Origin of the sequence: Bacillus mexicanus, from assembly GCF_050445615.1 — a bacterium.
Taxonomy (GTDB): domain Bacteria; phylum Bacillota; class Bacilli; order Bacillales; family Bacillaceae; genus Bacillus; species Bacillus mexicanus.
In genome coordinates, this window is sequence record NZ_JBCEYV010000002.1 from 429,206 (window position 1) to 451,894 (window position 22,689).

27 protein-coding genes are annotated in these 22,689 nt (G+C 41.4%); all 27 read right to left on the minus strand.

What is annotated here, in order from left to right; all coding sequences use genetic code 11:
• Nucleotides 1-70 precede the first annotated feature (70 nt).
• Nucleotides 71-961 (minus strand): permease-like cell division protein FtsX, encoded by an 891-nt coding sequence (ftsX, locus tag AAGG74_RS11810; protein ID WP_162104195.1) that lies wholly within the window; start codon nt 959-961, stop codon nt 71-73.
• Nucleotides 954-1,640 (minus strand): cell division ATP-binding protein FtsE, encoded by a 687-nt coding sequence (gene ftsE, locus AAGG74_RS11815; protein ID WP_162104185.1) that lies wholly within the window; start codon nt 1,638-1,640, stop codon nt 954-956. Before ftsE ends, ftsX begins: the two co-directional genes overlap by 8 nt.
• 233 nt (nt 1,641-1,873) lie before the next feature.
• Complete coding sequence (gene cccB / locus AAGG74_RS11820; RefSeq protein WP_429675586.1) at nt 1,874-2,212, minus strand: cytochrome c551; 339 nt, start codon at nt 2,210-2,212, stop codon at nt 1,874-1,876.
• A 48-nt stretch (nt 2,213-2,260) separates the two neighbouring features.
• Complete coding sequence (locus AAGG74_RS11825; protein WP_202923615.1) at nt 2,261-3,106, minus strand: YitT family protein; 846 nt, start codon at nt 3,104-3,106, stop codon at nt 2,261-2,263.
• Between the two features lie 165 nt (nt 3,107-3,271).
• Nucleotides 3,272-4,373 (minus strand): peptide chain release factor 2 gene (gene prfB / locus AAGG74_RS11830; RefSeq protein WP_162104182.1). Its coding sequence is split into 2 segments (ribosomal slippage): nt 3,272-4,300 and nt 4,302-4,373, totalling 1,101 coding nucleotides; the frame shifts between segments, so codons are not numbered across the junction.
• A 70-nt stretch (nt 4,374-4,443) separates the two neighbouring features.
• A complete protein-coding gene (secA, locus tag AAGG74_RS11835; RefSeq protein ID WP_162104181.1) occupies nt 4,444-6,969 on the minus strand; it encodes a preprotein translocase subunit SecA in 2,526 nt (841 codons plus the stop codon).
• A gap of 168 nt (nt 6,970-7,137) precedes the next feature.
• Nucleotides 7,138-7,707 (minus strand): ribosome hibernation promotion factor, encoded by a 570-nt coding sequence (gene hpf / locus AAGG74_RS11840; RefSeq protein ID WP_162104180.1) that lies wholly within the window; start codon nt 7,705-7,707, stop codon nt 7,138-7,140.
• A 190-nt stretch (nt 7,708-7,897) separates the two neighbouring features.
• On the minus strand, nt 7,898-8,275 hold the full coding sequence (locus AAGG74_RS11845; RefSeq protein WP_429675588.1) for a DUF8042 domain-containing protein: 378 nt from the start codon (nt 8,273-8,275) through the stop codon (nt 7,898-7,900).
• A 9-nt stretch (nt 8,276-8,284) separates the two neighbouring features.
• Nucleotides 8,285-8,626: a flagellar protein FliT gene (gene fliT, locus AAGG74_RS11850; protein ID WP_162104178.1), complete on the minus strand. Its 342-nt coding sequence runs from the start codon at nt 8,624-8,626 to the stop codon at nt 8,285-8,287.
• On the minus strand, nt 8,623-9,024 hold the full coding sequence (fliS, locus tag AAGG74_RS11855) for a flagellar export chaperone FliS (protein WP_162104177.1): 402 nt from the start codon (nt 9,022-9,024) through the stop codon (nt 8,623-8,625). Before fliS ends, fliT begins: the two co-directional genes overlap by 4 nt.
• 21 nt (nt 9,025-9,045) lie before the next feature.
• Complete coding sequence (locus AAGG74_RS11860; protein WP_162104176.1) at nt 9,046-10,542, minus strand: flagellar hook-associated protein 2; 1,497 nt, start codon at nt 10,540-10,542, stop codon at nt 9,046-9,048.
• A 17-nt stretch (nt 10,543-10,559) separates the two neighbouring features.
• Nucleotides 10,560-10,889, minus strand: a complete 330-nt coding sequence (gene flaG, locus AAGG74_RS11865) for a flagellar protein FlaG (RefSeq protein ID WP_162104175.1) — start codon at nt 10,887-10,889, stop codon at nt 10,560-10,562.
• A 235-nt stretch (nt 10,890-11,124) separates the two neighbouring features.
• Nucleotides 11,125-12,030: a flagellin Hag gene (hag, locus tag AAGG74_RS11870; protein ID WP_429675589.1), complete on the minus strand. Its 906-nt coding sequence runs from the start codon at nt 12,028-12,030 to the stop codon at nt 11,125-11,127.
• Between the two features lie 330 nt (nt 12,031-12,360).
• Nucleotides 12,361-13,224, minus strand: a complete 864-nt coding sequence (hag, locus tag AAGG74_RS11875) for a flagellin Hag (protein WP_162103982.1) — start codon at nt 13,222-13,224, stop codon at nt 12,361-12,363.
• Nucleotides 13,225-13,363: 139 nt separating this feature from the next.
• On the minus strand, nt 13,364-13,588 hold the full coding sequence (csrA, locus tag AAGG74_RS11880; protein WP_429675590.1) for a carbon storage regulator CsrA: 225 nt from the start codon (nt 13,586-13,588) through the stop codon (nt 13,364-13,366).
• Nucleotides 13,582-14,013: a flagellar assembly protein FliW gene (gene fliW / locus AAGG74_RS11885; protein ID WP_162103980.1), complete on the minus strand. Its 432-nt coding sequence runs from the start codon at nt 14,011-14,013 to the stop codon at nt 13,582-13,584. Before fliW ends, csrA begins: the two co-directional genes overlap by 7 nt.
• Nucleotides 14,014-14,033: 20 nt before the next feature.
• On the minus strand, nt 14,034-14,609 hold the full coding sequence (locus AAGG74_RS11890) for a DUF6470 family protein (protein ID WP_162103979.1): 576 nt from the start codon (nt 14,607-14,609) through the stop codon (nt 14,034-14,036).
• Between the two features lie 45 nt (nt 14,610-14,654).
• Complete coding sequence (flgL, locus tag AAGG74_RS11895) at nt 14,655-15,551, minus strand: flagellar hook-associated protein FlgL (protein WP_162103978.1); 897 nt, start codon at nt 15,549-15,551, stop codon at nt 14,655-14,657.
• Nucleotides 15,552-15,561: 10 nt separating this feature from the next.
• The gene (flgK, locus tag AAGG74_RS11900; RefSeq protein ID WP_225493249.1) at nt 15,562-17,085 is read right to left on the minus strand and encodes a flagellar hook-associated protein FlgK; all 1,524 of its coding nucleotides are present in this window, start codon (nt 17,083-17,085) and stop codon (nt 15,562-15,564) included.
• Between the two features lie 18 nt (nt 17,086-17,103).
• Complete coding sequence (gene flgN / locus AAGG74_RS11905; protein WP_429675591.1) at nt 17,104-17,586, minus strand: flagellar protein FlgN; 483 nt, start codon at nt 17,584-17,586, stop codon at nt 17,104-17,106.
• A 14-nt stretch (nt 17,587-17,600) separates the two neighbouring features.
• Entirely contained in the window at nt 17,601-17,867 is a 267-nt protein-coding gene (gene flgM / locus AAGG74_RS11910) for a flagellar biosynthesis anti-sigma factor FlgM (RefSeq protein ID WP_162103975.1), read from the minus strand.
• A 79-nt stretch (nt 17,868-17,946) separates the two neighbouring features.
• Nucleotides 17,947-18,366, minus strand: coding sequence for a TIGR03826 family flagellar region protein (locus AAGG74_RS11915; protein WP_162103974.1), 420 nt, complete (start codon nt 18,364-18,366; stop codon nt 17,947-17,949).
• A gap of 72 nt (nt 18,367-18,438) precedes the next feature.
• Nucleotides 18,439-19,161, minus strand: a complete 723-nt coding sequence (locus AAGG74_RS11920; RefSeq protein WP_429675592.1) for a double zinc ribbon domain-containing protein — start codon at nt 19,159-19,161, stop codon at nt 18,439-18,441.
• The gene (gene comFB, locus AAGG74_RS11925) at nt 19,125-19,421 is read right to left on the minus strand and encodes a late competence protein ComFB (RefSeq protein WP_162103972.1); all 297 of its coding nucleotides are present in this window, start codon (nt 19,419-19,421) and stop codon (nt 19,125-19,127) included. The genes AAGG74_RS11920 and comFB overlap by 37 nt, the downstream gene beginning before the upstream one ends.
• 67 nt (nt 19,422-19,488) lie before the next feature.
• On the minus strand, nt 19,489-20,871 hold the full coding sequence (gene comFA, locus AAGG74_RS11930) for an ATP-dependent helicase ComFA (RefSeq protein ID WP_429675593.1): 1,383 nt from the start codon (nt 20,869-20,871) through the stop codon (nt 19,489-19,491).
• A gap of 107 nt (nt 20,872-20,978) precedes the next feature.
• The gene (locus AAGG74_RS11935; RefSeq protein WP_162103970.1) at nt 20,979-21,824 is read right to left on the minus strand and encodes a DegV family protein; all 846 of its coding nucleotides are present in this window, start codon (nt 21,822-21,824) and stop codon (nt 20,979-20,981) included.
• A gap of 97 nt (nt 21,825-21,921) precedes the next feature.
• Nucleotides 21,922-22,611, minus strand: coding sequence for a two-component system response regulator DegU (degU, locus tag AAGG74_RS11940; RefSeq protein WP_003219701.1), 690 nt, complete (start codon nt 22,609-22,611; stop codon nt 21,922-21,924).
• Nucleotides 22,612-22,689 lie beyond the last annotated feature (78 nt).

The following is a 22,689-nucleotide window of genomic DNA, read 5'->3' on the forward strand; positions in this document are numbered from 1 at the left end:
TTCATGTAATCATAGAAGAAAAAGAAGACAAAAGAAAAGCCCTCCCGGAAGCGGGACGGCTTTTTTCTCTTTATACTCGCAGAAACTTGCGGATGGAAGTCAAACTTCCCCATACCCCAATTACGGCACCGATTGCAACCAGCACTAACGAAACTTGGAATACAAAAGGATTATAAGGAAGAAGAGAGACAAACGATCCTTGAACTTTCGGAACGACCCATCCGATGACATATTGATAAGTGCTCAGCACCAGTGCGATCGGAATGACTGAACCGAATACGCCAAGCAGCAATCCTTCAAGGAAAAACGGCCAGCGGATAAACCAGTTCGTCGCGCCAACAAGCTTCATGATCTCAATTTCTTTTCTTCTTGCGAAAATAGTAATTTTAATGGTGTTGGAAATTAAGAACATTGCCGTAAATACCAGGCCGACAATTAAAGCAATCCCGATGTTGCGGGAAACACCAACCACTTTAAACAAACGGCTGACCTCTTCTTTTCCATAAGAAACTTTATAGACATGATCCATTTTTTCAATCTTTTTCGCCACATTCGGCGTATCATGCGGATCTGTCGTTTTTACGACAAATGCGTTATTAAGCGGGTTTTCCTGATCCTTCATCGTCAAGGATTTTCCGCTCTCGCCAAAGCTGTCAACTAGCTGGTCAAGCTCTTTTTCTTTAGAGGAAAAAGAGACACTTTCAATACCCTTCAGATCCTTAATATCGCTCTGCAGCTTTTCTTGCGCCTTCTGATCTGCAGTCAGATCAATCAGCACTTTGATTTCGACTTGTTTTTCAGCATTCGAAGCCATGTTATTCAAATTCAGCATAATTACTAAAAACACGCCGACTAAAATCAGTGTAACAGTTACAGCACTAATGGATGCAAACGTCATCCATGTGTTTCTCCCGAGAGATTTAAAACTCTCACGCAAGTGGCGCCCGAGAATTTTAATCATACGAACCATACTCCCCTCTTGACTCATCACGCACAATGATACCATCTTCAATTGCAATGACACGTTTCGTAATGGTGTTTACAATTTCTTTGTTATGTGTCGCCATCACAACTGTTGTCCCGCGGTTATTGATTTCCTCCAGCGTCTTCATGACTTCCCAAGACGTATCAGGGTCAAGGTTTCCTGTAGGTTCATCAGCAATGACTACATCAGGGTTGTTCACAATTGATCTGGCAATAGATACACGCTGCTGCTCTCCGCCTGAAAGCTGGTCAGGGAATTGTCTCGCTTTATGCTTCAGCTGCACGAGATCAAGCACTTCAAGCACCCGCTTCTTAATGACAGACGGCTGTTCTCCAATCACTTCAAGGGCAAACGCCACATTTTCAAAAACAGTAAGTTTTGGAAGAAGCTTAAAATCCTGAAAGACCACACCTATTTTACGGCGCACGAATGGAATTTCTTTTTCTTTAATTGCAGCAAGATCTTTATGATTAATTAAAATTTGTCCTTTTGACGGTTTTTCTTCTCTGAATATCATTTTAATAAATGTAGATTTACCTGCTCCGCTCGGACCGACAACATAAACAAACTCGCCGGGATGAATAGTAACCGAAATTCCATTGATCGCTTTTACGCCGTTCGGATAGGCCTTGTATACTTCTTTCATCTCTATCATGAAATCACCTAATCTTTTATATCATTTTATCTATCACACGGTCATACTCTTCGAACTCATTCGACTATTTATGACCTATTCATTTGTAAAAAGATGAAAAATCTGAAAGTTACATTTTTCAATACACTTCATTATACGTCAAATTTAGACATAATACTATTACAGTTTCTTTTCATTCTTATTGTCACGCATAAAAAATCCTTGCCTCACTGCGGGGCAAGGATTTTCCTATCTTATTTTTTTTCTGACAGCCAATTGGCAATAACGGCGGCTTCCTTATCATTTACAAGCCCCTTCGGCATATTGCCGCGGCCGTTTTTAATAATACTTTCAATTTTGTCTTTGTCGTATTTGCCTCCGACCTCTTGAAGGTTAGGCCCTGACACACCTTCTAAATCTTTGCCGTGACAGCCTACACAGCTTTGCTGATATAATTCTTCCCCTTCAGCTGCAGAGGCTTCAGTCTTGCTGCCGGTGTTAGTTTTTTCTTCTTTGGCATCATTTGAACCGCAGGCAGCCAAGAGAACAGAAAGCGCAAATACAAGCATTAATATCGATAACTTTGATTTCATGTTGAAAAGCACAACTCCTTTACGATCTCTCCCATATTATAACCTCGTTTAAGCGCGTTTGAAACCCTCGCCAAGCACCTCACTTGCATCGGCCACTATCACAAAAGCTGACTCATCAATTTGTTTTACGATTTGTTTCAATTTGGTGAATTCAGTTTGCCCAACCACACACATTAAAATCGGGCGGTCATCATCAGTATATCCGCCGACCGCGGAAATTTTCGTCACGCCCCTGTCAATCTTTTGTAAAACAGCTTCCTTGACAGCCTGCTCCTGTTTTGTGATAATAAGCGCCATTTTTGACCGATTGAAGCCGACTTGAACGACATCAATTGTTTTACTGGATACATAGACGCCAAGCATTGCGTATAAACCTTGCTCAATATTAAATACGATCATAGCCGTCACGACAATTAATCCGTCAATGATGGCAAGACACGTCCCCAATGACAGACCGGAGTACTTATGAATGATCTGTGCAGCCAGGGCTGTACCTCCCGTAGAACCTTTTCCTAAATAGACAATGCCAATTCCGATACCGATACCCACGCCGCCAAATATCGCCGCTAAGAGCTCATGATGGGTGGCGGGCTGAATATCTTTTGTCAAAAACACAACAAGCGGCAAAAACACAGAACCCGCAAGCGTCTTCAGTCCAAATTTCCCCCCGAGTAAAATCACACCGGCAATAAATAAAGGAATATTAATAATCCATTGTACATATGCTGCTTCAAAACCATAAGACTGCAAAATCGTGCTGATTCCGCTGACACCGCCTGCAGCAATCTTGTTTGGAAGCAAAAATACATTAAAGGACACTCCTGTAATCGCTGCTCCTATCAATATGTATATATAATCCCGTATCACTCGATATGTTTTATTCTGTACACCCATCATATATCCTCCGTTTCTTCCTATGCTCTCCGATAGCATTTTAATCCTTCCATGATTAGATGTAAATAACACCCAAATGAAGTGGTAATATGCTAAAGCAGCAATGAAAGTAAGGATATGAAGAAATGAAAAAACACACCTAGAAACATAGGTGTGTTTTTCTCCTTATGATAGCTTAGAGCGCAGGTAGGCATCAATAAATGTATCAATGTCTCCGTCCATTACCGCTTGAACGTTCCCCATTTCTGTATTGGTCCGATGGTCTTTTACCATGGAATACGGATGGAATACATAAGAGCGGATTTGGCTGCCCCAGCCGATTTCTTTTTGTTCACCGCGAATTTCATCCAGCTCTGCCTGCTGTTCTTCAATTCTGCGCTGATACAGCTTGGCCTTCAGCATTTTCATGGCTCTTTCACGGTTTTTAATTTGTGAGCGTTCCGTTTGGCATGTCACGACCACATTCGTCGACAAGTGAGTAATCCGAACGGCTGAATCCGTCGTATTGACGTGCTGTCCGCCCGCTCCGCTTGCACGGTACGTATCAACTTTAATATCCTCCGTACGGATATCAATATCAATCTCGTCGTTAAATTCAGGCATAACTTCACACGATACAAATGAAGTATGACGGCGGCCGGAGGAATCAAACGGAGAAATCCGCACGAGACGATGGACACCTTTTTCTGCCTTCATATATCCGTAAGCGTTGTGGCCTTTAATCAGCAGCGTAACTGACTTAATTCCAGCCTCATCTCCCGGAAGGTAATCGAGCGTTTCTACTTTAAATCCGCGGCGTTCAGCCCATCTCGTGTACATTCTGAGAAGCATAGAGCCCCAATCCTGTGACTCTGTACCGCCCGCACCAGGATGCAGTTCTAAAATCGCGTTATTTTTATCATACGGCTCACTGAGAAGAAGCTGAAGCTCAAACTCATTGAACTCTTTGGTTAATGATTTTAGCTCTTTTTCAAGCTCAAGCTGAAGGTCTGAGTCCGGCTCTTCTTTTAAAAGATCATGAGTCATTTGCAATTCTTCATGCGATTCACTTAGTTTATTATACGAATTGACGTAATCCTTTAAACCGTTTGCTTCATTTATGACTGTTTGCGCTTTCTGCTGATCATTCCAAAATTCTGGATCAGCCATTTGTTCATCTAGCTCAGCAATGCGGGCCTCCTTTGATTCGAGGTCAAAGAGACCCCCTAAAGTCCGCTAAACGAGAAGCCATATTTTCGAGCTCTACCCTAATTTCTGATAATTCCATTCCGATTCACCTCATTGAAAGATCCGCGGACGCCTGCAGGCGCCGCGGTCAATAAACTTGCCTGAGCGAACTATTCAGTCCGGCCGCAGCAATTTTTATATTTTTTTCCGCTTCCGCAGTGGCATGGCGCATTACGACCAATATCAACCACTTTACGAACCGGTGCTTTCTTTGCTTTTTTGTTATCGTCGCCATCTTGCGGCTGATGAGCCGTTGTTTGGCCTTGGACTACCTCTTCACGCTCAAGATTGTTTTCAATCTCAGCTTTCATCACAAATTTTGCGACTTCGTCCTCGATTGATTCAATCATATGCTCAAACATCGCAAAGCCTTCCATTTGATACTCACGCAGCGGGTTTGTTTGCGCGTAAGCTCGAAGGTGAATCCCTTGGCGAAGCTGATCCATCGCATCGATATGGTCCATCCATTTTGAATCGACGGCGCGAAGCACGATGACTTTCTCAAATTCGCGCATTTGTTCTTCGCCGAACTTTTCTTCTTTTTCATCATATTTAGTCATAATGCGGTCCATGATGAGCTCTTGCATTTCATCCGGCTCTTTGCCGAAGATATCGCTCTTTTCAAGCGCGCCTTCGTCAAGGTAAGTCGTGTTGACAAGCTCAACAAGACCGTCAAGCTTCCATTCCTCAGGAAGTTCTTCTCTTGGCGTATAAGCTGCAATTGCACGTTCGAGAGAAGACTGAATCATATTTCCAACGATTTCACGCAGGTTTTCTGATTCAATGACTTCAAAGCGTTGCTTATAAATGACCTCACGCTGCTGGCGAAGTACATCATCATATTGCAAAAGCTGTTTACGCGAATCGAAGTTATTGCCTTCAACGCGTTTTTGTGACGATTCAACCGCACGGGATACCATTTTGCTTTGAATAGGAGTAGAGTCATCCATGCCGAAGCGGTCAAGCATCGCCATTGTCCGCTCAGCTCCGAATCTGCGCATCAATTCATCTTCCATAGAAAGATAAAATTGGGTGATCCCCGGATCTCCCTGACGTCCAGAACGTCCTCGAAGCTGGTTGTCAATCCGGCGGGATTCATGTCGTTCCGTTCCGACAACCGCAAGGCCGCCAAGCTCTTTTACACCTTCACCAAGCTTAATGTCTGTTCCGCGCCCCGCCATGTTTGTCGCAATCGTAATTGCGCCTTTTTGGCCGGCTTCTTCAATGATCTGCGCTTCACGTTCGTGATTTTTGGCGTTTAACACTTGATGGGGAATCCCTTTGTTTTTCAGCAGCTTAGAGATCAATTCTGATGTTTCAACCGCAACCGTACCGACAAGCACAGGCTGTCCCGTCATGTAGCGCTGTGCGACATCCTCAGCAACCGCCTTAAATTTCCCTTCCATTGTGCGATAAATTAAATCCGGACGGTCGTCACGGACAACTGGCTTGTTAGTAGGAATCGTAATAACCTGCATGTTGTAAATGTTACGGAATTCTTCTTCCTCTGTCTTAGCCGTACCCGTCATACCGGCAAGCTTTTCGTACATCCGGAAGTAATTTTGGAACGTAATCGTCGCCAAGGTCATGCTTTCGTTTTGAATTTCAAGCCCTTCCTTCGCTTCAATTGCCTGGTGAAGCCCCTCACTGTAGCGGCGGCCTTTCATCAGACGTCCCGTGAAGGAATCAACAATAACAACCTGTCCGTCTTCCACTACATAGTCAACGTCCTTTTGCATCGCCACATGGGCTTTTAAGGACTGGTTGATATGGTGGTTGAGCGCGACATGCTTCACATCAAACAAGTTATCGATGCCGAATGCTTTTTCTGCCTTCGTCATTCCTTCTTCAGTAAGCTGAACAGCTTTTGTTTTAATATCATACGTATAATCCTTCTCCGCTTTTAACGTGCGGACAAAAGAATTTGCTTGTACGTACAGCTTAGTGGATTTCGCAGCTTGTCCAGAAATGATAAGCGGTGTTCTCGCTTCATCAATTAAAATCGAGTCAACTTCATCTATTACCGCAAAATGAAGCGGACGCTGAACCATCTGCTCTTTATACAGAACCATATTGTCACGCAAATAGTCGAAGCCAAGCTCATTGTTTGTAGAGTAGGTAATGTCAGCAGCATAAGCTTCGCGTTTTTCTTCTTTTGACATTGAGTTTAAATTCAAGCCGACAGTCAGACCGAGAAACTCGAAAATTTTCCCCATCTGCTCAGCATCACGGCTGGCTAAGTATTCGTTGACAGTGACGATGTGTACGCCTTTACCTGTTAACGCATTTAAATAAACAGGCAGAGTAGAGGTTAACGTTTTCCCTTCCCCTGTTTTCATTTCCGCGATATTTCCGTCATGAAGCGCCACACCGCCCATGAGCTGGACTTTAAACGGAAACATGCCGGTTACGCGGCGTGAAGCCTCACGAACAACCGCGAAGGCTTCAACAAGAAGATCATCAGTTGTCTCCCCTTTTTCAAGACGCTCTTTAAATTCAATCGTTTTATGTTTCAGCGCATCATCAGAGAGATTTTCATAGTCTCCGCGAATCGCATCAATATCGTTAGCTATTTTTTCGTATCTATTCAGCGTACGTTTTGTTGGATCAAACATTTTATTTAAAATTCCAAGCATTTATAACGCTCCTCTATCATCACATGTCTGGTTTGCGGTCATGTGTAAATAATTTACTAGTCCATGTATACCTCTCATTATCATATCATACCTTTACTTATTTCCAAAGAATTTGCAAATAAGAAAAAACAAAAACCTTCCGCAGTCATCACGGAAGGCTTCTTGTCATTATTCAGTCGGTTCAATCAAGCCATATTTCCCATCATTTCTGCGGTATACGACATTCGTAAGATTTGTTTCCGCATTTGTGAAAACAAAGAAATTATGGCCGAGCATATTCATTTGCAAGATCGCTTCTTCACTGTCCATCGGCTTTAAATTAAAGCGTTTCTGACGGACGATATCCAAGCTCTCCTCATCTTCTATTTCATCCTGAACCGCAATATCTGTATCAGAGCCAAGACCATTCGCCAATAAATGCTTTGGAGATCCCTGCTCACGGAATTTGCGGTTTACTTTCGTTTTATGCTTGCGGATTTGACGTTCCAGTTTATTTGTTGCGAGATCAATTGCGTTGTACATATCCTCGTTATGCACCTCAGATCGAAGCGCCAGATCTGTCATCGGAATCGTAACTTCAACTTTAGACTCCTTGTCGTTGTAAAACTTCAAGTTGACGTTCACATCAGCATTCACGTTATGGTCAAAATAACGCTCCAGCTTGCCGATTTTCTTCTCGACATGATCCTTTAACGCGGGTGTCACTTCAATATTTTCTCCTCTGATGTTGTAGTTCATCAAAGAACGCCTCCCTTTTATTAAGGATATGTATCTAATTCTTCTTTACCCTTCACAATTCCTGTTGAAACATTAACTTTTTGTGAATATTCAGTGAAATTTGTCGAATTATATTTATATTTCCTGCTGTATTGGCGGTTCGGAGGTATATGTATATGCTGATTGAAAGAAACAAATACCTCACACTCGCCTAATTGATGACAAAGGGTGCCATACATTGATGAATAGACCTCATCCATTGTCTATAATGAATCAGAAAATGTTCTTCTAAATACTCACAGAATGTATGAGAGGGAAAAGAAAAAGAGACCAATTGATCAAACTCCGCAAAAATTTGGTCAAATGCTTTAATACAGATTTCAGCACATCGCGTGTCCATAATAGTGAGCAGTGTTGAATGTGTTGAATCCAAATAAAAAAAGGCTTGGATCAGATCTTGATAGATCCGATCCCCTTCTGTTTTTGACAGGTTCTGTTCAGCCTCTATCAAATAACACAGCCCTTCTTCAATAGTGAAAAGAAGATGATAGTAAGCTGATAAAAGCGCATAATCTTCAATGCTCTTCAAGACACTCACCTATTTACGCTTGTCATAATATCTGCCGTCAATCGTGATGTTGTTATAAGGATTTAAATATGTTGTATGCATCGTCCGTTTTCTTTTCATTTTCTGAAGTTCGCCTGCGATCGACTGCTTCAGCCTTTCCATTTCCTTTACAATGAACTGATCCCAGGTCAGGATAAGTTTCATCTGCTCTTGCTCCTCTTCTGAAAGCGGCAGAGAAATCTCCTGAATCAGTTCAGACCGTTTCGTCACAAAGTCTTCAATTTGCTTTAAAAGTTCATCGCTTTCCGGTGTATCTTGTATGTGTGACAGCATGCCCTTCGTCTCAGTGTATAGCTGCTCTATGTTATTCATGCCATTCCGCCTGATCCGTGCCGGTCCTTCCGTTCACTTTGAATGGCTTGTTTCCATGCATCGCGTAAATCTGTCACATAGCCTTCAACCTCAGCCAGCATACTTGTATCATTTTTGATATTTGCCTGCACCAATCTTCGATACATGTAATCGTACATCGAACCCATTGAAGCAGAAAGCTCTATGTTACGGTTCAATGTGAAATTTAATTCCTGGATGATATTTTGCGCCTTAATCAGATTTTCATTTTTGCGTTCCATATCATCATTTTCAATGGCCTGAGATGCTAGTCTTATAAATTTCAAACAGCCATTATACAGCATAAGCGTCAGTTCACCAGGTGTAGCGGTATTTACTGAATTTTGCTGATAGGCTGCATAAGGATTTTGGATCGCCATGTGTCATCCTCCAAATTACATTTATTGTACAAGAAGCTGTGATAAATAGGACGATTGTTCGTTCATTTTTTGAATCGCAGAATCCATTGCACTGAATTTTTTATAATAGCGATTTTCAACTGTGTTCAATCGGTCCTGCATGTTGATGATATCTGTGCTGATCGTGTTTAGATTTTTACCGATTGAATAGTTATTCGTCCCCATTGTCGAGTTGCCGGCTTTTGCTTCAATGCTTTTCACTGTGCTTTTCAGTGTGTCACCGATGCGTTTCATAATTCCTTTTTCATTATAAGCGCTGCTGCTCGATCCGTTTGTAAATAAGGCGGCAACACCTTCGGGATCTTCCTGTATTTTCGCTTTCAGTTTTTCTTCATTAATCTCTAAATGTCCCCGCAATTGGTAAGTGCTTGAGGTTGTGATGCCAAATTCAGTCAATTGATAATTTTTTCCGTCTGCTGATACTTGAGAATAAAAATCTGTTCTCATTTGGTTCGTACCACCGCTTATGCTGGCATCATTTCTCAGCAAACCGCTTTTCGCTTTCTTTTCCCAGAGTTCTACCTCTTTATCGGACATGGCTTCTTTTTGTTCACTTGTCAGCGGTGTATAGTCTCTGTATTTTTCTTCTTGCAGCTTTTCATTCATGCTGTCAACCAATTCATTGTATTTGTCTACAAAATCTTTAATTTGGTTGTAAATCCCGTCTACATCAGTAGAAACAGCTGTCGTAACAGGGCCTGTGGCTGCAGTTGTATTTTTGATCGAGTAGGTCACGCCATTAACTGTGAAATTGTTTGTCAGCTTCTCCATTTCAAAGCCGTTGATGGTGACTTTTGCATTTGTTCCTTCTTTATAAGCAGTGAGCTTATTATCAGCGTCCAAAGAAAATCCAAGCTGACCAGACATAAAATCAGCTGTAGCCGAGTCAGCTGCCTGTATGCTGCCTCCTGCGCCCGTTTCTTTAGAAGAAAACGCAATCGTTTCTATATACTCAGTACCATTCCAGATTTTATCTTTAAATGCCGATACCTTTAGATCTGATTTGTTAATTTTAGAAATCACGTTATCAATCGTATCAGTACTTGCCACACTAATGTTGACTGTTTTTGCCGTTGTCTCGCCAGGCGCCGTAACGTTAAATGCCAAATTATAATCACCTTGCGTATATCCTGTATAATGATCAGCTTTATATGTTGCCGCTGTTGCCAAGCTTGCTACTTCAACGGTAGAAGAAGAGTTCGGCGCACTTACGGTTCCTGTGGCTGTTAATACAGAATCATTTGAGCTTGTCACGGTTTTGTTCTGATACGTACTCGGATATGTCAATGTATTTTTAGACATATAGTCTTGCATCTCTTTTATTTTTGTATTTACTTCTCGATAGCTGTCACGCTGCCATTCAAGAGTCTGTTTTTTTTGATTCAGCCTGTCAAGCGGCGCTTTTTCTGTCTGCATCAGCTTTGATACGATATCATCTATATCCATTCCTGAAGCCAGGCCTGATATTCTTGTAACCATTTTCAACCACTCCTCATCTACTTTTTTTCATCCACAAATAAGCCAAGATATTCAGTCATAGCCGCATAAAAATCAAGCCACCGTTTTGGCGGAATTTCACGGATGACTTCATTTGTAGAGTCCTCTATTACTTGTACATAGTATTCATTTAACTTCTCATGAAGCTCAAACTTCAGGTGAACTTGCGAAGGTTCCAAAAGCTTGTTCATTTCCCCTACCATTTCAGCGAGATTAGACTGTGAAACTTGATGAACAGGAACCCCGCTCTCATGATCTTTCTGATTATGTATTTGAGTATCATATCGATCCCAAACCGGTTGTAACGTAGTGAGCCTTTCAATGTTCAATTGATCATCCCCTATGCCCCAATCTACAGTTTATATCGACTGAGTCGCGATATTATTACACATATTTTTGGAAAAAAACTCATCTGTTTTAGAATTCTTGTTTTGGTCATACATTTATAAAAAGTTAGTAGAGAATCCAGTTATTATATCATGAGTTAGTAATAGCTTGGAGAATGATTCGAAGTTAGAAATATAAAAGAAAAGACCCCGGCAAACGCCAAGGTCCTTTTTAAAATTAACGTAACAATTGAAGTACGTTTTGCGGCTGTTGGTTCGCTTGAGCAAGCATTGCTTGAGAAGCTTGAGAAAGAATGTTGTTCTTTGTGAACTCGCTCATCTCTTTCGCCATGTCAACGTCACGGATACGAGATTCAGCAGCTGTCAAGTTTTCACCAGAAGCGCTCAAGTTGTTGATTGTGTGCTCTAGACGGTTTTGTACCGCACCAAGTTTAGAACGTTGGTTAGAAACTTGTTTAATAGCACCGTCAACGATGTCTAATTGTTGATCAAATGTAAGAGTCGGTGTAGCAGCAGCAAATTGTTTTACATCAATGTCAGCAACCGATTGGCCAGTTACAAGAGTTCCATCAGCTTGAGTTGCACCAAGCTTGTCAGATGACATCGCTTCGATGTTCACATCTAATTTTTGCGCTTTGTTTGCACCAATTTGGAAAGTGAGTTTTTTTCCATCAGTGGAATTGAAATCTCCATTAAGGAGTTTTTTACCATTGAATTCAGTACGATCGGAGATACCGTTTTTACCAGTTCCATTTCCAATCTCTTCAACTAAGTTACCGATTTCTTCTTGAATTGCACCAAGATCTGTATCGTCTTGTGTACCTGTGTTTCCAGCTTGAACAACTAGTTCACGAACACGTTGAAGGATTGCATGAGTTTCAGTTAATGCACCCTCAGCTGTTTGGATAAGAGAGATTCCGTCTTGAGAGTTTTTAGAAGCCATTTCTAAACCTCTGATTTGTCCTCTCATTTTTTCAGAGATCGCAAGACCTGCAGCGTCATCTCCCGCGCGGTTGATGCGAAGACCTGAAGAAAGTTTCTCCATGTTCTTTTGGCTAGCGCCGTTGTTTGAACCTAAACGATTCAATGTGTTAAGTGCTGCGATATTGTGGTTAATTCTCATTTTCTATTACCTCCATGTATTTGGGACCTGACAGACGTCCTTGTCTGAAAAAAGTCCTTCGTTCTAGGGCTTATCAACCCTGACAATTTAAATATCGGAAAATTTTATAGGATGTTTAGCATTTCTAAGTTTTTATTATTTACCTATCTATATACAAGTTGTTTTTTCAAAAAACTTCCATTGTGATGTGATTCATTTAAATAATTCAAAAGCACCCATATTCCAACTTAAAATATTGGCATCACATGAAGTGATTCACATATGCTCTTCAAAGATCGACTATATTCAATGATGAGTCAACATAAAAAAGCCCCATTAAGGGGCCTCTCATTAACGTAACAATTGAAGTACGTTTTGTGGCTGTTGGTTTGCTTGAGCAAGCATCGCTTGAGAAGCTTGAGAAAGAATGTTGTTCTTTGTGAACTCGCTCATTTCTTTCGCCATGTCAACGTCACGGATACGAGATTCAGCAGCTGTCAAGTTTTCACCAGAAGCGCTTAAGTTGTTGATTGTGTGCTCTAGACGGTTTTGTACCGCACCAAGTTTAGAACGTTGGTTAGAAACTTGAGTGATGGCTTCATCAATTCCGTCAAGTTGATCATCGAATGATGAAGTATCAAACTTTGTTACATCGATATCACTGATTGCTACAGTTGTCCCAAGGTCTGCTGCTTTCATGCTGTCGATATTTACTGTTAATTGCTGTCCTTTATTTGCACCAATTTGGAATGTAAGGTCTGCTGTTCCGCTAGCGAAAGAACCATCTAACAGGTTTTTACCGTTGAATTGCGTACGGTCTGCAATCCCGTTTGCATCAGTACCACCGCCGATTTCTTCTTTTAGAGCGGAGATTTCGTCTTGGATAGATTTAAGGTCATCTGGTTCCTGTGTACCTGTATTTCCTGCTTGAACAGTAAGTTCACGCATACGTTGAAGGATTGCATGAGTTTCAGTCAATGCACCCTCAGCTGTTTGGATAAGTGAGATTCCGTCTTGAGAGTTTTTAGAAGCCATTTCTAAACCTCTGATTTGTCCTCTCATTTTTTCAGAGATCGCAAGACCTGCTGCGTCATCTCCCGCACGGTTGATACGAAGACCTGAAGAAAGTTTCTCCATGTTCTTTTGGCTAGCGCCGTTGTTTGAACCTAAACGGTTTAATGTGTTAAGTGCTGCGATATTGTGGTTAATTCTCATTGTTTTGTTCCTCCCTGAATGTGTTTTTAGGCACGTCCTTGTGCCTCATTTTTGACCGGCGGAGAGTCCTGCGCCTCCTCCGGCTACATCAGTAATATCGGATCGTCTCTGATTTTGTTAATACAAAAATAAAAAATCCTCACTTTTTTTGTGAGGATAATGCGGCGATCACATCGCTGGATAATGCTGCTGCGCGGTTATTTTCTTCTTGAATAGTCAAGTATATTTCTTTCCGGTGAATATCAATATGCTTTGGGGCATCAATTCCCAGTTTCACTTGATCACCTTCAACCGAAATGACTTTCACTTCAATATCAGCACCTATTTGAATCGCTTCGTTGGTTTTTCGCGATAAAACTAGCATGATTCTCCTCCAATCGGATGCTTTGTCATATACGAGGAGTCTTGTAAAACGATTTGCTTTGCCCTCATGTTCTTCCGATTCACAATGACGGGAGCCAATAAATTGGCGGTCGATTTTTCGAATGGCTCTGCCATGGTCAAAATCGTCATCACTTCTACATCTTCAATGTTATCGATATCCAAAAGTCCAGCTGTTGATTCATCAAGGTCAAATTCATAATTTTTAAAAAAGATGAACGGACTCACAACGATGAACGCAAGATTTTCTGTAGTGACGGACTGCAGCGCCACGAATGGAGAGTCTTCTGAAAGCGGCAGGATGACGAATTGTTTTTCTTCTAAAAAGCCCGGAATCCCGTTTTCAAAAAGAATGATTTGTTCTTCTTTTACGTTCATTTGGCCATGGTACTTTGTATGAATGATCATGATTCACGATCCTTTTCTTTTTACTTTTCGAGTGATTCTTTCGGGTACTCTACATCTATATTTAAATCAGGGTATTGAAGCATGTCAACCTGAACGTTTCCAGGCGTATATTCAACAATTGGTTTTCTCGGTTCAGCCTGGATCACAGGCTTTTTCGGCGTAATCTGAATATCAAGTTCCGACGGGGTATATTGTACTTTCACTCTTGAAATAGAAATAGCATAGCGCTCACCTAATTGAATTTGTTTCATCTCAGAGTTCCTCTTTGCTTGTGAAGCGATAGGATTCCCCTTATTTTCAATTCTCATTAGCTCGTCTCCTTCTTGTACAATGCGAGCTATCCCCTCCATTACATCTTCATGCCCTTGCTGGGCGGCTTCTTCAATTCTTTGGAGGATATGTTTTCTGTCTAATTCTTCCCATGCTTGTGTTTGATCAATCGTGAGTTTTCCTGGTTTTACCGATATTTCCATTTCCGCGCTTGGCTGTTCGATCTCAAGATCGGCTTGCGGCTGCTCCATTTTCAAGCTGGCAGGCGTTGTTGTTAACCCAATTTTCCCTTGAACACTGTGCATAATCAATCTAGGAATTTGCATCGTTTTACCTCCTAACTATAAAAAAAGCGAACTCCTGAGAGCCGCTTACTTTAAAAAGTCAATTAGTGTAGGCTGAACAATTTGCGCATTTACAGCCAGAGTAGCCCTGTGCACACTTTGCTGCGCAATAAATTCAGTTATTACTTCTTCCAGTTCTACATCTTCATTGTCTGACAACACTTTTGTCGCTGTTTCTTCTTGAGCTGAAAGCCTTGTATTAACAAGTTCAAGACGATTATATCTCGCTCCAAGATCAGAGCGTTCAGCGCTCATGCCGCCAGAAAATTGATCAATATCATTTAAAACGTTGTCCATGCCATCAGCTGAACCTGAACTTAGTACCTTCTCAATTGAGTCAAGCATTTCAAAAACATTCTGTCCGCTTTCAGAAGTGCCTCCAAAAGCTGATTTTGGATCTGAGTTCACTTTTAATGTCATATTATTCGATATATTGACAACAACATCAGCAGTATCAGAAATTGTATAAGTACCGTTTCCATTATCTGTAACCGGAGGCTTGTCTGAATTCGTGCCGTTAAAGATATATCTTCCGTTCACTTGTGTATTTGCGATTTTTAAAAGCTGATCCTTTAACTGCTTCACTTCAACGCCCATCGCTTGCCGCTCTGCTTCGCCGTTTGTATCATTTTGAGCTTGTACAGCTAAGTCTCTGACCTTTGATAAGATGTCAATTCCTTCAGTAATGTTTGTTTCAGTGTTTTCGAGCCAGGTAAAGGCTTGAGAAGCATTACTTTTATATTGCTGTACTTGAGACAATTGCGTATTATACTTTAAGCTTTTCATCGCTACGACAGGATCGTCAGAAGCTTTTGAGACTTTTTTTCCCGACGAAATCTGCGATTGAAGCTTATCCAGCTTGGAGTAGCTTGAACCGATATATCTCAATGAGTTTTGCTGGATCATTCCTTGTGTTACTCTCATTTGCCTCTACCTACCTTCCTCCGACACCCATGCCGTTGATTACTTTGTCGAGTATTTCGTCTTGTAACGTCACCATTCTTGCAGCAGCATTGTATGCGTGTTGGAATTGAATCATATTGGTCATTTCTTCATCTAAAGAGACCGCGCTCATTTGCTGACGGTTTATGTCCGCATCATTCAGCTGTGTTTCGGTATTAGATGCCAGACGATTCGCCTCTTGAGCACTGATACCCAGCTCGCCAATCAGACCCGCATAATAATCTAACACACTGGTTTCTTTCCCTTTAATGGTGATTTTACCTGTTAAAACATTCGCTAATTTTGTAGCATTTGCATTATCGTTGGCTGCGCCAGTCAATGAGAAAGCGATATTGGCGCCTTTTGAATCTAATATGCTGTCAGCTACTTTAATCTTGCCAGCTGCTCCCTTGGCAGGCTCCGTTTCACCGCCGGTAAAGTCAAAAAAGTTCCCGCCTTGTGCGCCGCTTTTGGTCAAACCATTACTATGCACTTCATTGAAGGCTTTCGCAAATTCAAGTGCCATATTATCAAGATCGGAAAGCATGTCTGGATATACGCCTTTTTCTTTGCCGTCTGATGTTAAATATCCGTAAGACTCTACAAGTCCTAAAAAGGATCCCTTGCCGCTGAATGACTCTACCTGTATAGCTTTATCTCCGATTGAAATACCTGATACTAACCCAGAATCATTGTCATAGTTAACTGCAAGTTGTGAAACCTCGTAATTTTCACCGTTCAAAACAGTCCCGAGCGACTGTTTATTTTTATCAAGGATTTCGATTGATGCAGTTCCTTCAGCAGAAGCAAGTGCATTTCCGCCTGATTTGTTGTAGCTGACTTTAATATCAACCATTGAGGATAATTTATCGATCAGCAAATCCCGCTGGTCATATAAGCCATTCGGAAGAAGCCCGGATGGTTCTACTTGTGCAATTTGCTTATTTAAACTGTTTAATTGAGAAAGCACTGAATTGACGTCCAACACCGTAGTATTCAGCTCTTCTTTTAAGTTCGATTGAACATTTGTAAGTGATTCTGAAATATAATTAAACGTTTCAGCTACAGCTTGTCCTTTTTTGGCAACAACAGAACGCGCGCTTTCTTCATTTGTATTATTCGATAATTCCTGCAGCGAATTCCAAAATGAATTGAGCACACTGTTCAAGCCGCTGTTATCATTTTCATTAAAAATGCCTTCCATTTGGGACAGAGCTTTGGCTTTCGTGTCATAGTATCCGGCACTGTTGTTTTGAAGACGGTATTGGTAGTCAAGAAAGATATCTCTGATTCGCTCAACTGATTTCCCTTGGACGCCCGTTCCCATTTGTCCCGCAGTTTTTTCCATATTTTTCGAGACAGCAGGGAAATAGTCAGTTGCTTCTAGTGAGACCCGCTGTCTTGTATAACCATCAGTATTGGCATTTGCCACGTTATTTGCAGTAGTGCTTAACGCTGCCTGCTGAGCGCTTAACGCCCGCCTTGCAGTTTCAAGCCCCATAAAGGTAGATGTCATATTCCGAATTCCTTTCTGCTAAGCTTTTGAATCAAATAGCTTCATTCGGCTGCTCTTTGGAAGCTCCGCTTTAATTGATTTGCTGTAATTGAAATTATTTTCTTTAGGGACCAGCATATCGTACGAAATAGAGATAAACTGCAGTGCATCTCTCGTCAGCTGTCTATTCATCTCATTCACTTCTTTCAGACGTCCTAAAACGTTAGAAAGGGCTTCATATAGCTGTTCCAGCTCTGCCTTTTCTCTGCCTGCGGTTTTGGCGATACATGCGGAAATGGTGTTGTTTTCGCTGTATCCGAGAAAGGCCAACGTTGCTTTTATCCGGTCATCTTCTGTCTGACCGATTGCTTGAATATACTTTTGCTCTTTTGTCAAAATGTTAGAAAGCTCTTTTGTTTTGCCGGCTTTGAGCGCTTCCGTCTTTTCCTCAGACAGCGTGAGCAGGTGCTCATGCAGAACGCAAAGTCGCTTCAATTGTTCAATAATTGGCTTTGCTGACATGGGCTTTCTCCTTTTTATTGCTTTTTATAAAAATTAACGATATTTTTCGCGATATGATTTGCGTCTACTTTGTATGATCCATTTTCAATTTGCGCTTTAAGCTGCGCAATTTTTTCTTGTCGTGAACCAGTGACTGCATCGGATGCATTTTGCAGTTCCTTAGCCTGTGATGAAATTTCAATTTTATCTTGAGGTTGTGCAGCAGTTTTGTGCATCGCTTGCTTTTCATATTTTTTTTGGTAAGGATTAACGGATTGTGTTCCAAATTGATTGATTTTCATAGGATTCCTCTCGCTTTCCGTTGCAGTCTTTAAACAATCTAACCCTTTTATCGACTGCCGTTTCAGTTAGTTTAGGGAATCAGCTGTTTTTGGTATTATAGGCATAGTATGTGTCTTTTCTACTATTTTCCCTTTCTGTTTTCAGTGTATCCTCATGGTTCAAATGGTCCATTTGAGCCTTTAAATCAGACTGACAAGCCTTGCAGAACTTGCCTTCTCGAATTGATGTCCCGCATCTTTCACAAGGGTATCCCAAATTAGGAAAATGAGTGATTTGAATACGCTTTTGCCTGATAAATTTCAGTATCAGTTCTTCTTCTACACCTGTTTCCTCGGTTACCTGACTCAAAGTTGATTGCCGGTTTTCCTGTTTCCTTAAAAACTTATACACAATCTCAAACAATTTTTCTTCTTCCTTAATACACGCTTGACAGACGGTTTGCAGATTGGTTTTTAAAAATAGAGCATTGCATTTTGGGCAATTCGCCAGTTCTCCCATCTTTCTTCTCCTTATTCGATAATATTCCTGTGTTAATTTCTAGTGATTATATCGGCATAAAATCAAAATCATTTAGCTCCTGATCAAGGTAAAAGATGCTACTGAAGCGGCTTTTCCTTTCTCTAATAAGCAGCGGGCTGCAAAATGCAAAGTGGCGCCTGTTGTATAAAGATCGTCTATTAAAATGATATCCATACCTTCAACTGAGTTGTTTTTCGTATCAAAAATAGACGCTGAAAGCAGGCGTTCTGTTTTCTTTTTCTTAGACTGTTTTTCATTATTCAGGCGGATAAGGGGCTGACAGATAGGTCGATCTAAACATTCTGCCAAGAGCTGAGCCTGATTAAATCCGCGCTCTTCTTTTCGTTCCTTGCTCAACGGAATAGGAACGAGAACAAAATGCTTATCGGGGTAAACCTTTGAAAAGGCAGAAGAAAAATCACTTTTAAAAACATTTATGATTTCCGTATCTCCTCTAAACTTAAACCGGGAGAGCGTTTCTTTCATTATATCATTATATGTGTAAACTGAACGGTTTTGGCGGAGCAGCAATCTGTGACTAACCCTTGATTTCCACGCCTCGCAATCCTTGCATACCGAAGATACAGGCTGAGGTCTGCCGCACTGGATGCAAACATGTCCTGTGATTTTCTTTAATTTGCTTCTGCACGAATGACAGACCTTTTCGTCGGGCTTTAATAAAAATAGGGCTCTCCATGTAACAGGTTGAGACATTTGCGAATCGCACAATAGACAGATCAGTTTATGAGTGCCTCCTCTAGCTTCGTTTGGCATAAATCGCTTGGACTCTCTGATACCACAGCAGCAGATTCAGCTAAAATGACAAGCATAGCCGTATTTTTTTGTTTATCTACCAGCTCAGCTTTCTTAAATGCAATCTTTTTCAGATCAGTGACGTAGGATGGTCTCACTTTGTTCAAAGAAAGTGCCAATACGTCGTTTTTGCAAACTTGGCAAGTGCAGATCATATGAAGCTGGTCCATATATCGGTCGAGCAGTTCTTTCATTACGATTTCTTTAGAATTGACAAGCATTTTTACAGCTCCTCATCGCGTTTATATGAGTATACTGTACCACGTTTTCAAATAAAGGCTAGTCTGTTCATTCAGTTTTCACCGCCAAGTGATTCATTTCTTTTATATGCTTTTTTGCTTCCAGCATACTCTTTGTTTTTCCGTAATGAAAGAAAATAACATCACCATCCGCATGCTCTTTGTGCCGCCCGGTCCTTCCTGCGATCTGTACAAGTGCGCTTTCCGTGAAGATAGGCGATTCCGCCCCTAATACACCCGTTTGTACATTGGGAACCGTAACTCCTCTTTCTAAAATTGTTGTTGTGAGTAAGAGATCAAGCTGACCGTCTCTGAATTGCTGCACTTTTTCTTTTCTGTGCTTATCTTCTGCATGCACTGATGCCGTTCGGCAGCTGCTGCCTGTAAAACATGCAGCTGCCTTTTCCAGCACTGAAACGGAAGGAACAAACAAAAAAACAGGCCTTCCTTCTTTCACATGAAACACTATCCACCTTTTTACCGCTATCGGCATTTTATTTCGGTTTAATTTCTTTTTCCAGTTTCCGCACCATAGAAATCGCGGTTCCGGTAAAGGTTTCTGATGATGTCTTGCTGGAATGCGAATTGTAGGCAGCTGTCCGTTCATTATTTTTCTTTTTAATTGTTTAGACGGTGTTGCACTTAAATAAACTAGAGTGCTGTTTTTCTTTCTAGCTTTTTGAACTGCGAATTGAAGAGTTTGGTCAACAGAATATGGAAAAGCATCAACTTCATCAATGATCATGACGTCAAATGCGTCTTTATACCGCAAAAGCTGATGTGTGGTGGAAATCATAAGCGGAGATAAGCGCCCTTTGTCCTCGCTTCCTCCGTAAAGCGCTGAAATGTCTGCATCCTGAAAGGCAGATTTGAGTCTCGGAGCAAGCTCTAATACAACATCGGTGCGAGGTGTTGCAATACATACACGCAATCCTTGATTTAAGGCAGATTCAATACCGGGGAATAGCATCTCTGTTTTGCCAGCGCCGCAAACCGCCCAGATGAGGAGTTCTTCTTTCTTTGATATCGCATCAATTAAGACATTGGCGGCTTTTTGCTGTCCGCTTGAGAGCTTGCCATTCCATACCAGCTTTATCGGCTGCCGGCTTGGTTCATCCTCCTCTATCCAAGAATATAAAGGCACATCCTCGCTCACTCTTCCCATCATGACACAAGAGCGGCAATACATCTGATGCTTTCCAGATGAGAGATAAAAAGAAAAATACCGCTGATCATCTTGGCCGCACCTATTACACCTATACCTCCCTTTGTTTATGGATATAGATTTTTGAGCGGCAATATAGCCATTCTCGATATGCCATTCAATCAGCTCATCAGAAAATGGGAGTTCATTTCTGAGCAAGTGACGGCTTTGGAGTGTCTGCTGTAATTCTTTTGAAAAAGAAATGTTCTTTTCATTCGGCACAATCATCCTTACACCGCCTCCTTTTGAGACAGTCTGCCCTAATGAAGATTTTCTGTCCAGCAATCAAAATAAGAATATAAAAAAATCTCCGGTGCTAAAACGGAGATTTTACGTTATTTCAAACACCAGCAAACCCCTAGCGCGCCTTCACCTAGATGAGTGCCGATAACCGCGCCAAAATAACTGTTATAAAATTCTACATGAGGATACTTTACAGAAAGCTCTTCAATGATTTTCGCTGCTTCTTCTTCTCGATTAGCATGGATAACAGCAGCACGCATAGGCAATCCTTTACTCGCATCTTCGTCCAAAAGCTCGTAAATTCGAGAAATTGCTTTTTTACGTGTGCGAATCTTCTCAAAAGGCACAATTACCTTATTGTCAAAATGAAGGATAGGCTTTACCTTTAGAAGACTCCCAATAAAGGCCTGGGCGCTGCTTAATCGCCCGCCCCGCTGAAGATGGGCTAAATCATCCACCATAAAATACGCCCGAACTGTTTTTTTCATTTCTTCCAGTTCTTTTATAATATCTTGTGGCGATGATGCTCCCTTTTTAATTAATTCAGCAGCTTTAAGAGCATAAAAGCCTTGAGCCAAGCAGCTGATCTCTGAGTCAAATGGATACACGTCAATATTGTCCACCATGGTGTCAGCCGCTGATGCACTGCTGAACGTTCCGCTGATCCCGCTGGACAGATGGATACTGATGACCGCATCATAAGATCTGCCAAGTTCCTCGTACAAAGCAACCAGCTCACCGATTGGCGGCTGAGAAGTAGTTGGAAGCTCTGCATGTTTTTTCACTTCATCGTAAAAGCTTCTCCAGTCCAATTCGATTTCTTCACGATAAGTTTCTTCACCAAAAACAACCTGGAGAGGAATCATATGTATTTGATGTTGTTCACGCATTTCTTTCGGAATATATGCTGTGCTGTCTGTTACAACTGCAATTTTCATAGCTTTGATACCTGCCTTATTGCTTTATAACTCTATTGTAAGCGAAACAGAAGCCTAAAAAAAGACCTGCCTAGTAAAAGGCAAGTCTCGTATTATACTATCTCATTTCCACCCAGCCATTTTTAATGGCGACCACAACGGCTTGCGTTCGGTCGTTAACATTCATTTTTTGCAGAATGTTGCTCACATGGTTTTTCACGGTTTTCTCACTGATAAACAATGATTCACCAATACCGCGGTTGCTTTTTCCGTCTGCAAGCATCTGCAGCACTTCGCATTCCCGCCTAGTTAAAATATGTAATGGTCTGCGGATTTCAGGATAAACCTCGTGCTGAGGATGTGCAGAAACACCGCTTGTTGCAAGTCGGCGGAATTCGTTAACGAGGTTGTGAGTCACCTTCGGATGAAGGTAAGAACCGCCCTCGGCCACTACTTTAACCGCTTCAATTAATGTATCAGCATCCATCTCTTTCAGCAGATAACCTCTTGCACCTGTTTTCAGGGCATGTGTTACATAATTTTCGTCATCGTGAATTGATAGAATAATTACTTTAGATTCAGGATACAGCTCTACAAGCTGTTTTGTAGCTTCCACACCATTTACGTTCGGCATATTGATATCCATGATCACAACATCAGGATGATAGTGCTCTACAATACGAGCCGCTTCGTCTCCGTCATCACCTTCGGCTACCACTTCAAAGGTAGGTTCAAAATCCAATATCCGTTTTACACCTTCACGAAATAACTGATGGTCGTCGATAATAACAATGTTTACTTTAGTCACAAGCCACGCCTCCTTGTATTATTGTTCTATATACGCTAGCATTCGGTCAATATGTCTTTTGGCTCTATTTTACAAATC

Coding starts and splice junctions, on each gene's coding strand:
- AAGG74_RS11935 (WP_162103970.1), bottom strand. CDS start 21,824: ATGAAAATTGCAGTTGTAACAGACAGCACAGCATATATTCCGAAAGAA.
- csrA (WP_429675590.1), bottom strand. CDS start 13,588: ATGCTAGTTTTATCGCGAAAAACCAACGAAGCGATTCAAATAGGTGCT.
- comFB (WP_162103972.1), bottom strand. CDS start 19,421: ATGCTTGTCAATTCTAAAGAAATCGTAATGAAAGAACTGCTCGACCGA.
- hag (WP_429675589.1), bottom strand. CDS start 12,030: ATGAGAATTAACCACAATATCGCAGCACTTAACACATTGAATCGTTTA.
- fliW (WP_162103980.1), bottom strand. CDS start 14,013: ATGATCATTCATACAAAGTACCATGGCCAAATGAACGTAAAAGAAGAA.
- flgM (WP_162103975.1), bottom strand. CDS start 17,867: ATGAAAATCAATCAATTTGGAACACAATCCGTTAATCCTTACCAAAAA.
- AAGG74_RS11920 (WP_429675592.1), bottom strand. CDS start 19,161: ATGCCAAACGAAGCTAGAGGAGGCACTCATAAACTGATCTGTCTATTG.
- AAGG74_RS11825 (WP_202923615.1), bottom strand. CDS start 3,106: ATGGGTGTACAGAATAAAACATATCGAGTGATACGGGATTATATATAC.
- hpf (WP_162104180.1), bottom strand. CDS start 7,707: ATGAACTACAACATCAGAGGAGAAAATATTGAAGTGACACCCGCGTTA.
- hag (WP_162103982.1), bottom strand. CDS start 13,224: ATGAGAATTAACCACAATATCGCAGCACTTAACACATTAAACCGTTTA.
- AAGG74_RS11915 (WP_162103974.1), bottom strand. CDS start 18,366: ATGGGAGAACTGGCGAATTGCCCAAAATGCAATGCTCTATTTTTAAAA.
- flgL (WP_162103978.1), bottom strand. CDS start 15,551: ATGAGAGTAACACAAGGAATGATCCAGCAAAACTCATTGAGATATATC.
- ftsE (WP_162104185.1), bottom strand. CDS start 1,640: ATGATAGAGATGAAAGAAGTATACAAGGCCTATCCGAACGGCGTAAAA.
- secA (WP_162104181.1), bottom strand. CDS start 6,969: ATGCTTGGAATTTTAAATAAAATGTTTGATCCAACAAAACGTACGCTG.
- comFA (WP_429675593.1), bottom strand. CDS start 20,871: ATGATTGTGCCGAATGAAAAGAACATTTCTTTTTCAAAAGAATTACAG.
- ftsX (WP_162104195.1), bottom strand. CDS start 961: ATGATTAAAATTCTCGGGCGCCACTTGCGTGAGAGTTTTAAATCTCTC.
- flgK (WP_225493249.1), bottom strand. CDS start 17,085: ATGACATCTACCTTTATGGGGCTTGAAACTGCAAGGCGGGCGTTAAGC.
- fliT (WP_162104178.1), bottom strand. CDS start 8,626: ATGAATAACATAGAGCAGCTATACACTGAGACGAAGGGCATGCTGTCA.
- cccB (WP_429675586.1), bottom strand. CDS start 2,212: ATGAAATCAAAGTTATCGATATTAATGCTTGTATTTGCGCTTTCTGTT.
- flgN (WP_429675591.1), bottom strand. CDS start 17,586: ATGTCAGCAAAGCCAATTATTGAACAATTGAAGCGACTTTGCGTTCTG.
- AAGG74_RS11860 (WP_162104176.1), bottom strand. CDS start 10,542: ATGGTTACAAGAATATCAGGCCTGGCTTCAGGAATGGATATAGATGAT.
- fliS (WP_162104177.1), bottom strand. CDS start 9,024: ATGGCGATCCAAAATCCTTATGCAGCCTATCAGCAAAATTCAGTAAAT.
- AAGG74_RS11890 (WP_162103979.1), bottom strand. CDS start 14,609: ATGCAAATTCCTAGATTGATTATGCACAGTGTTCAAGGGAAAATTGGG.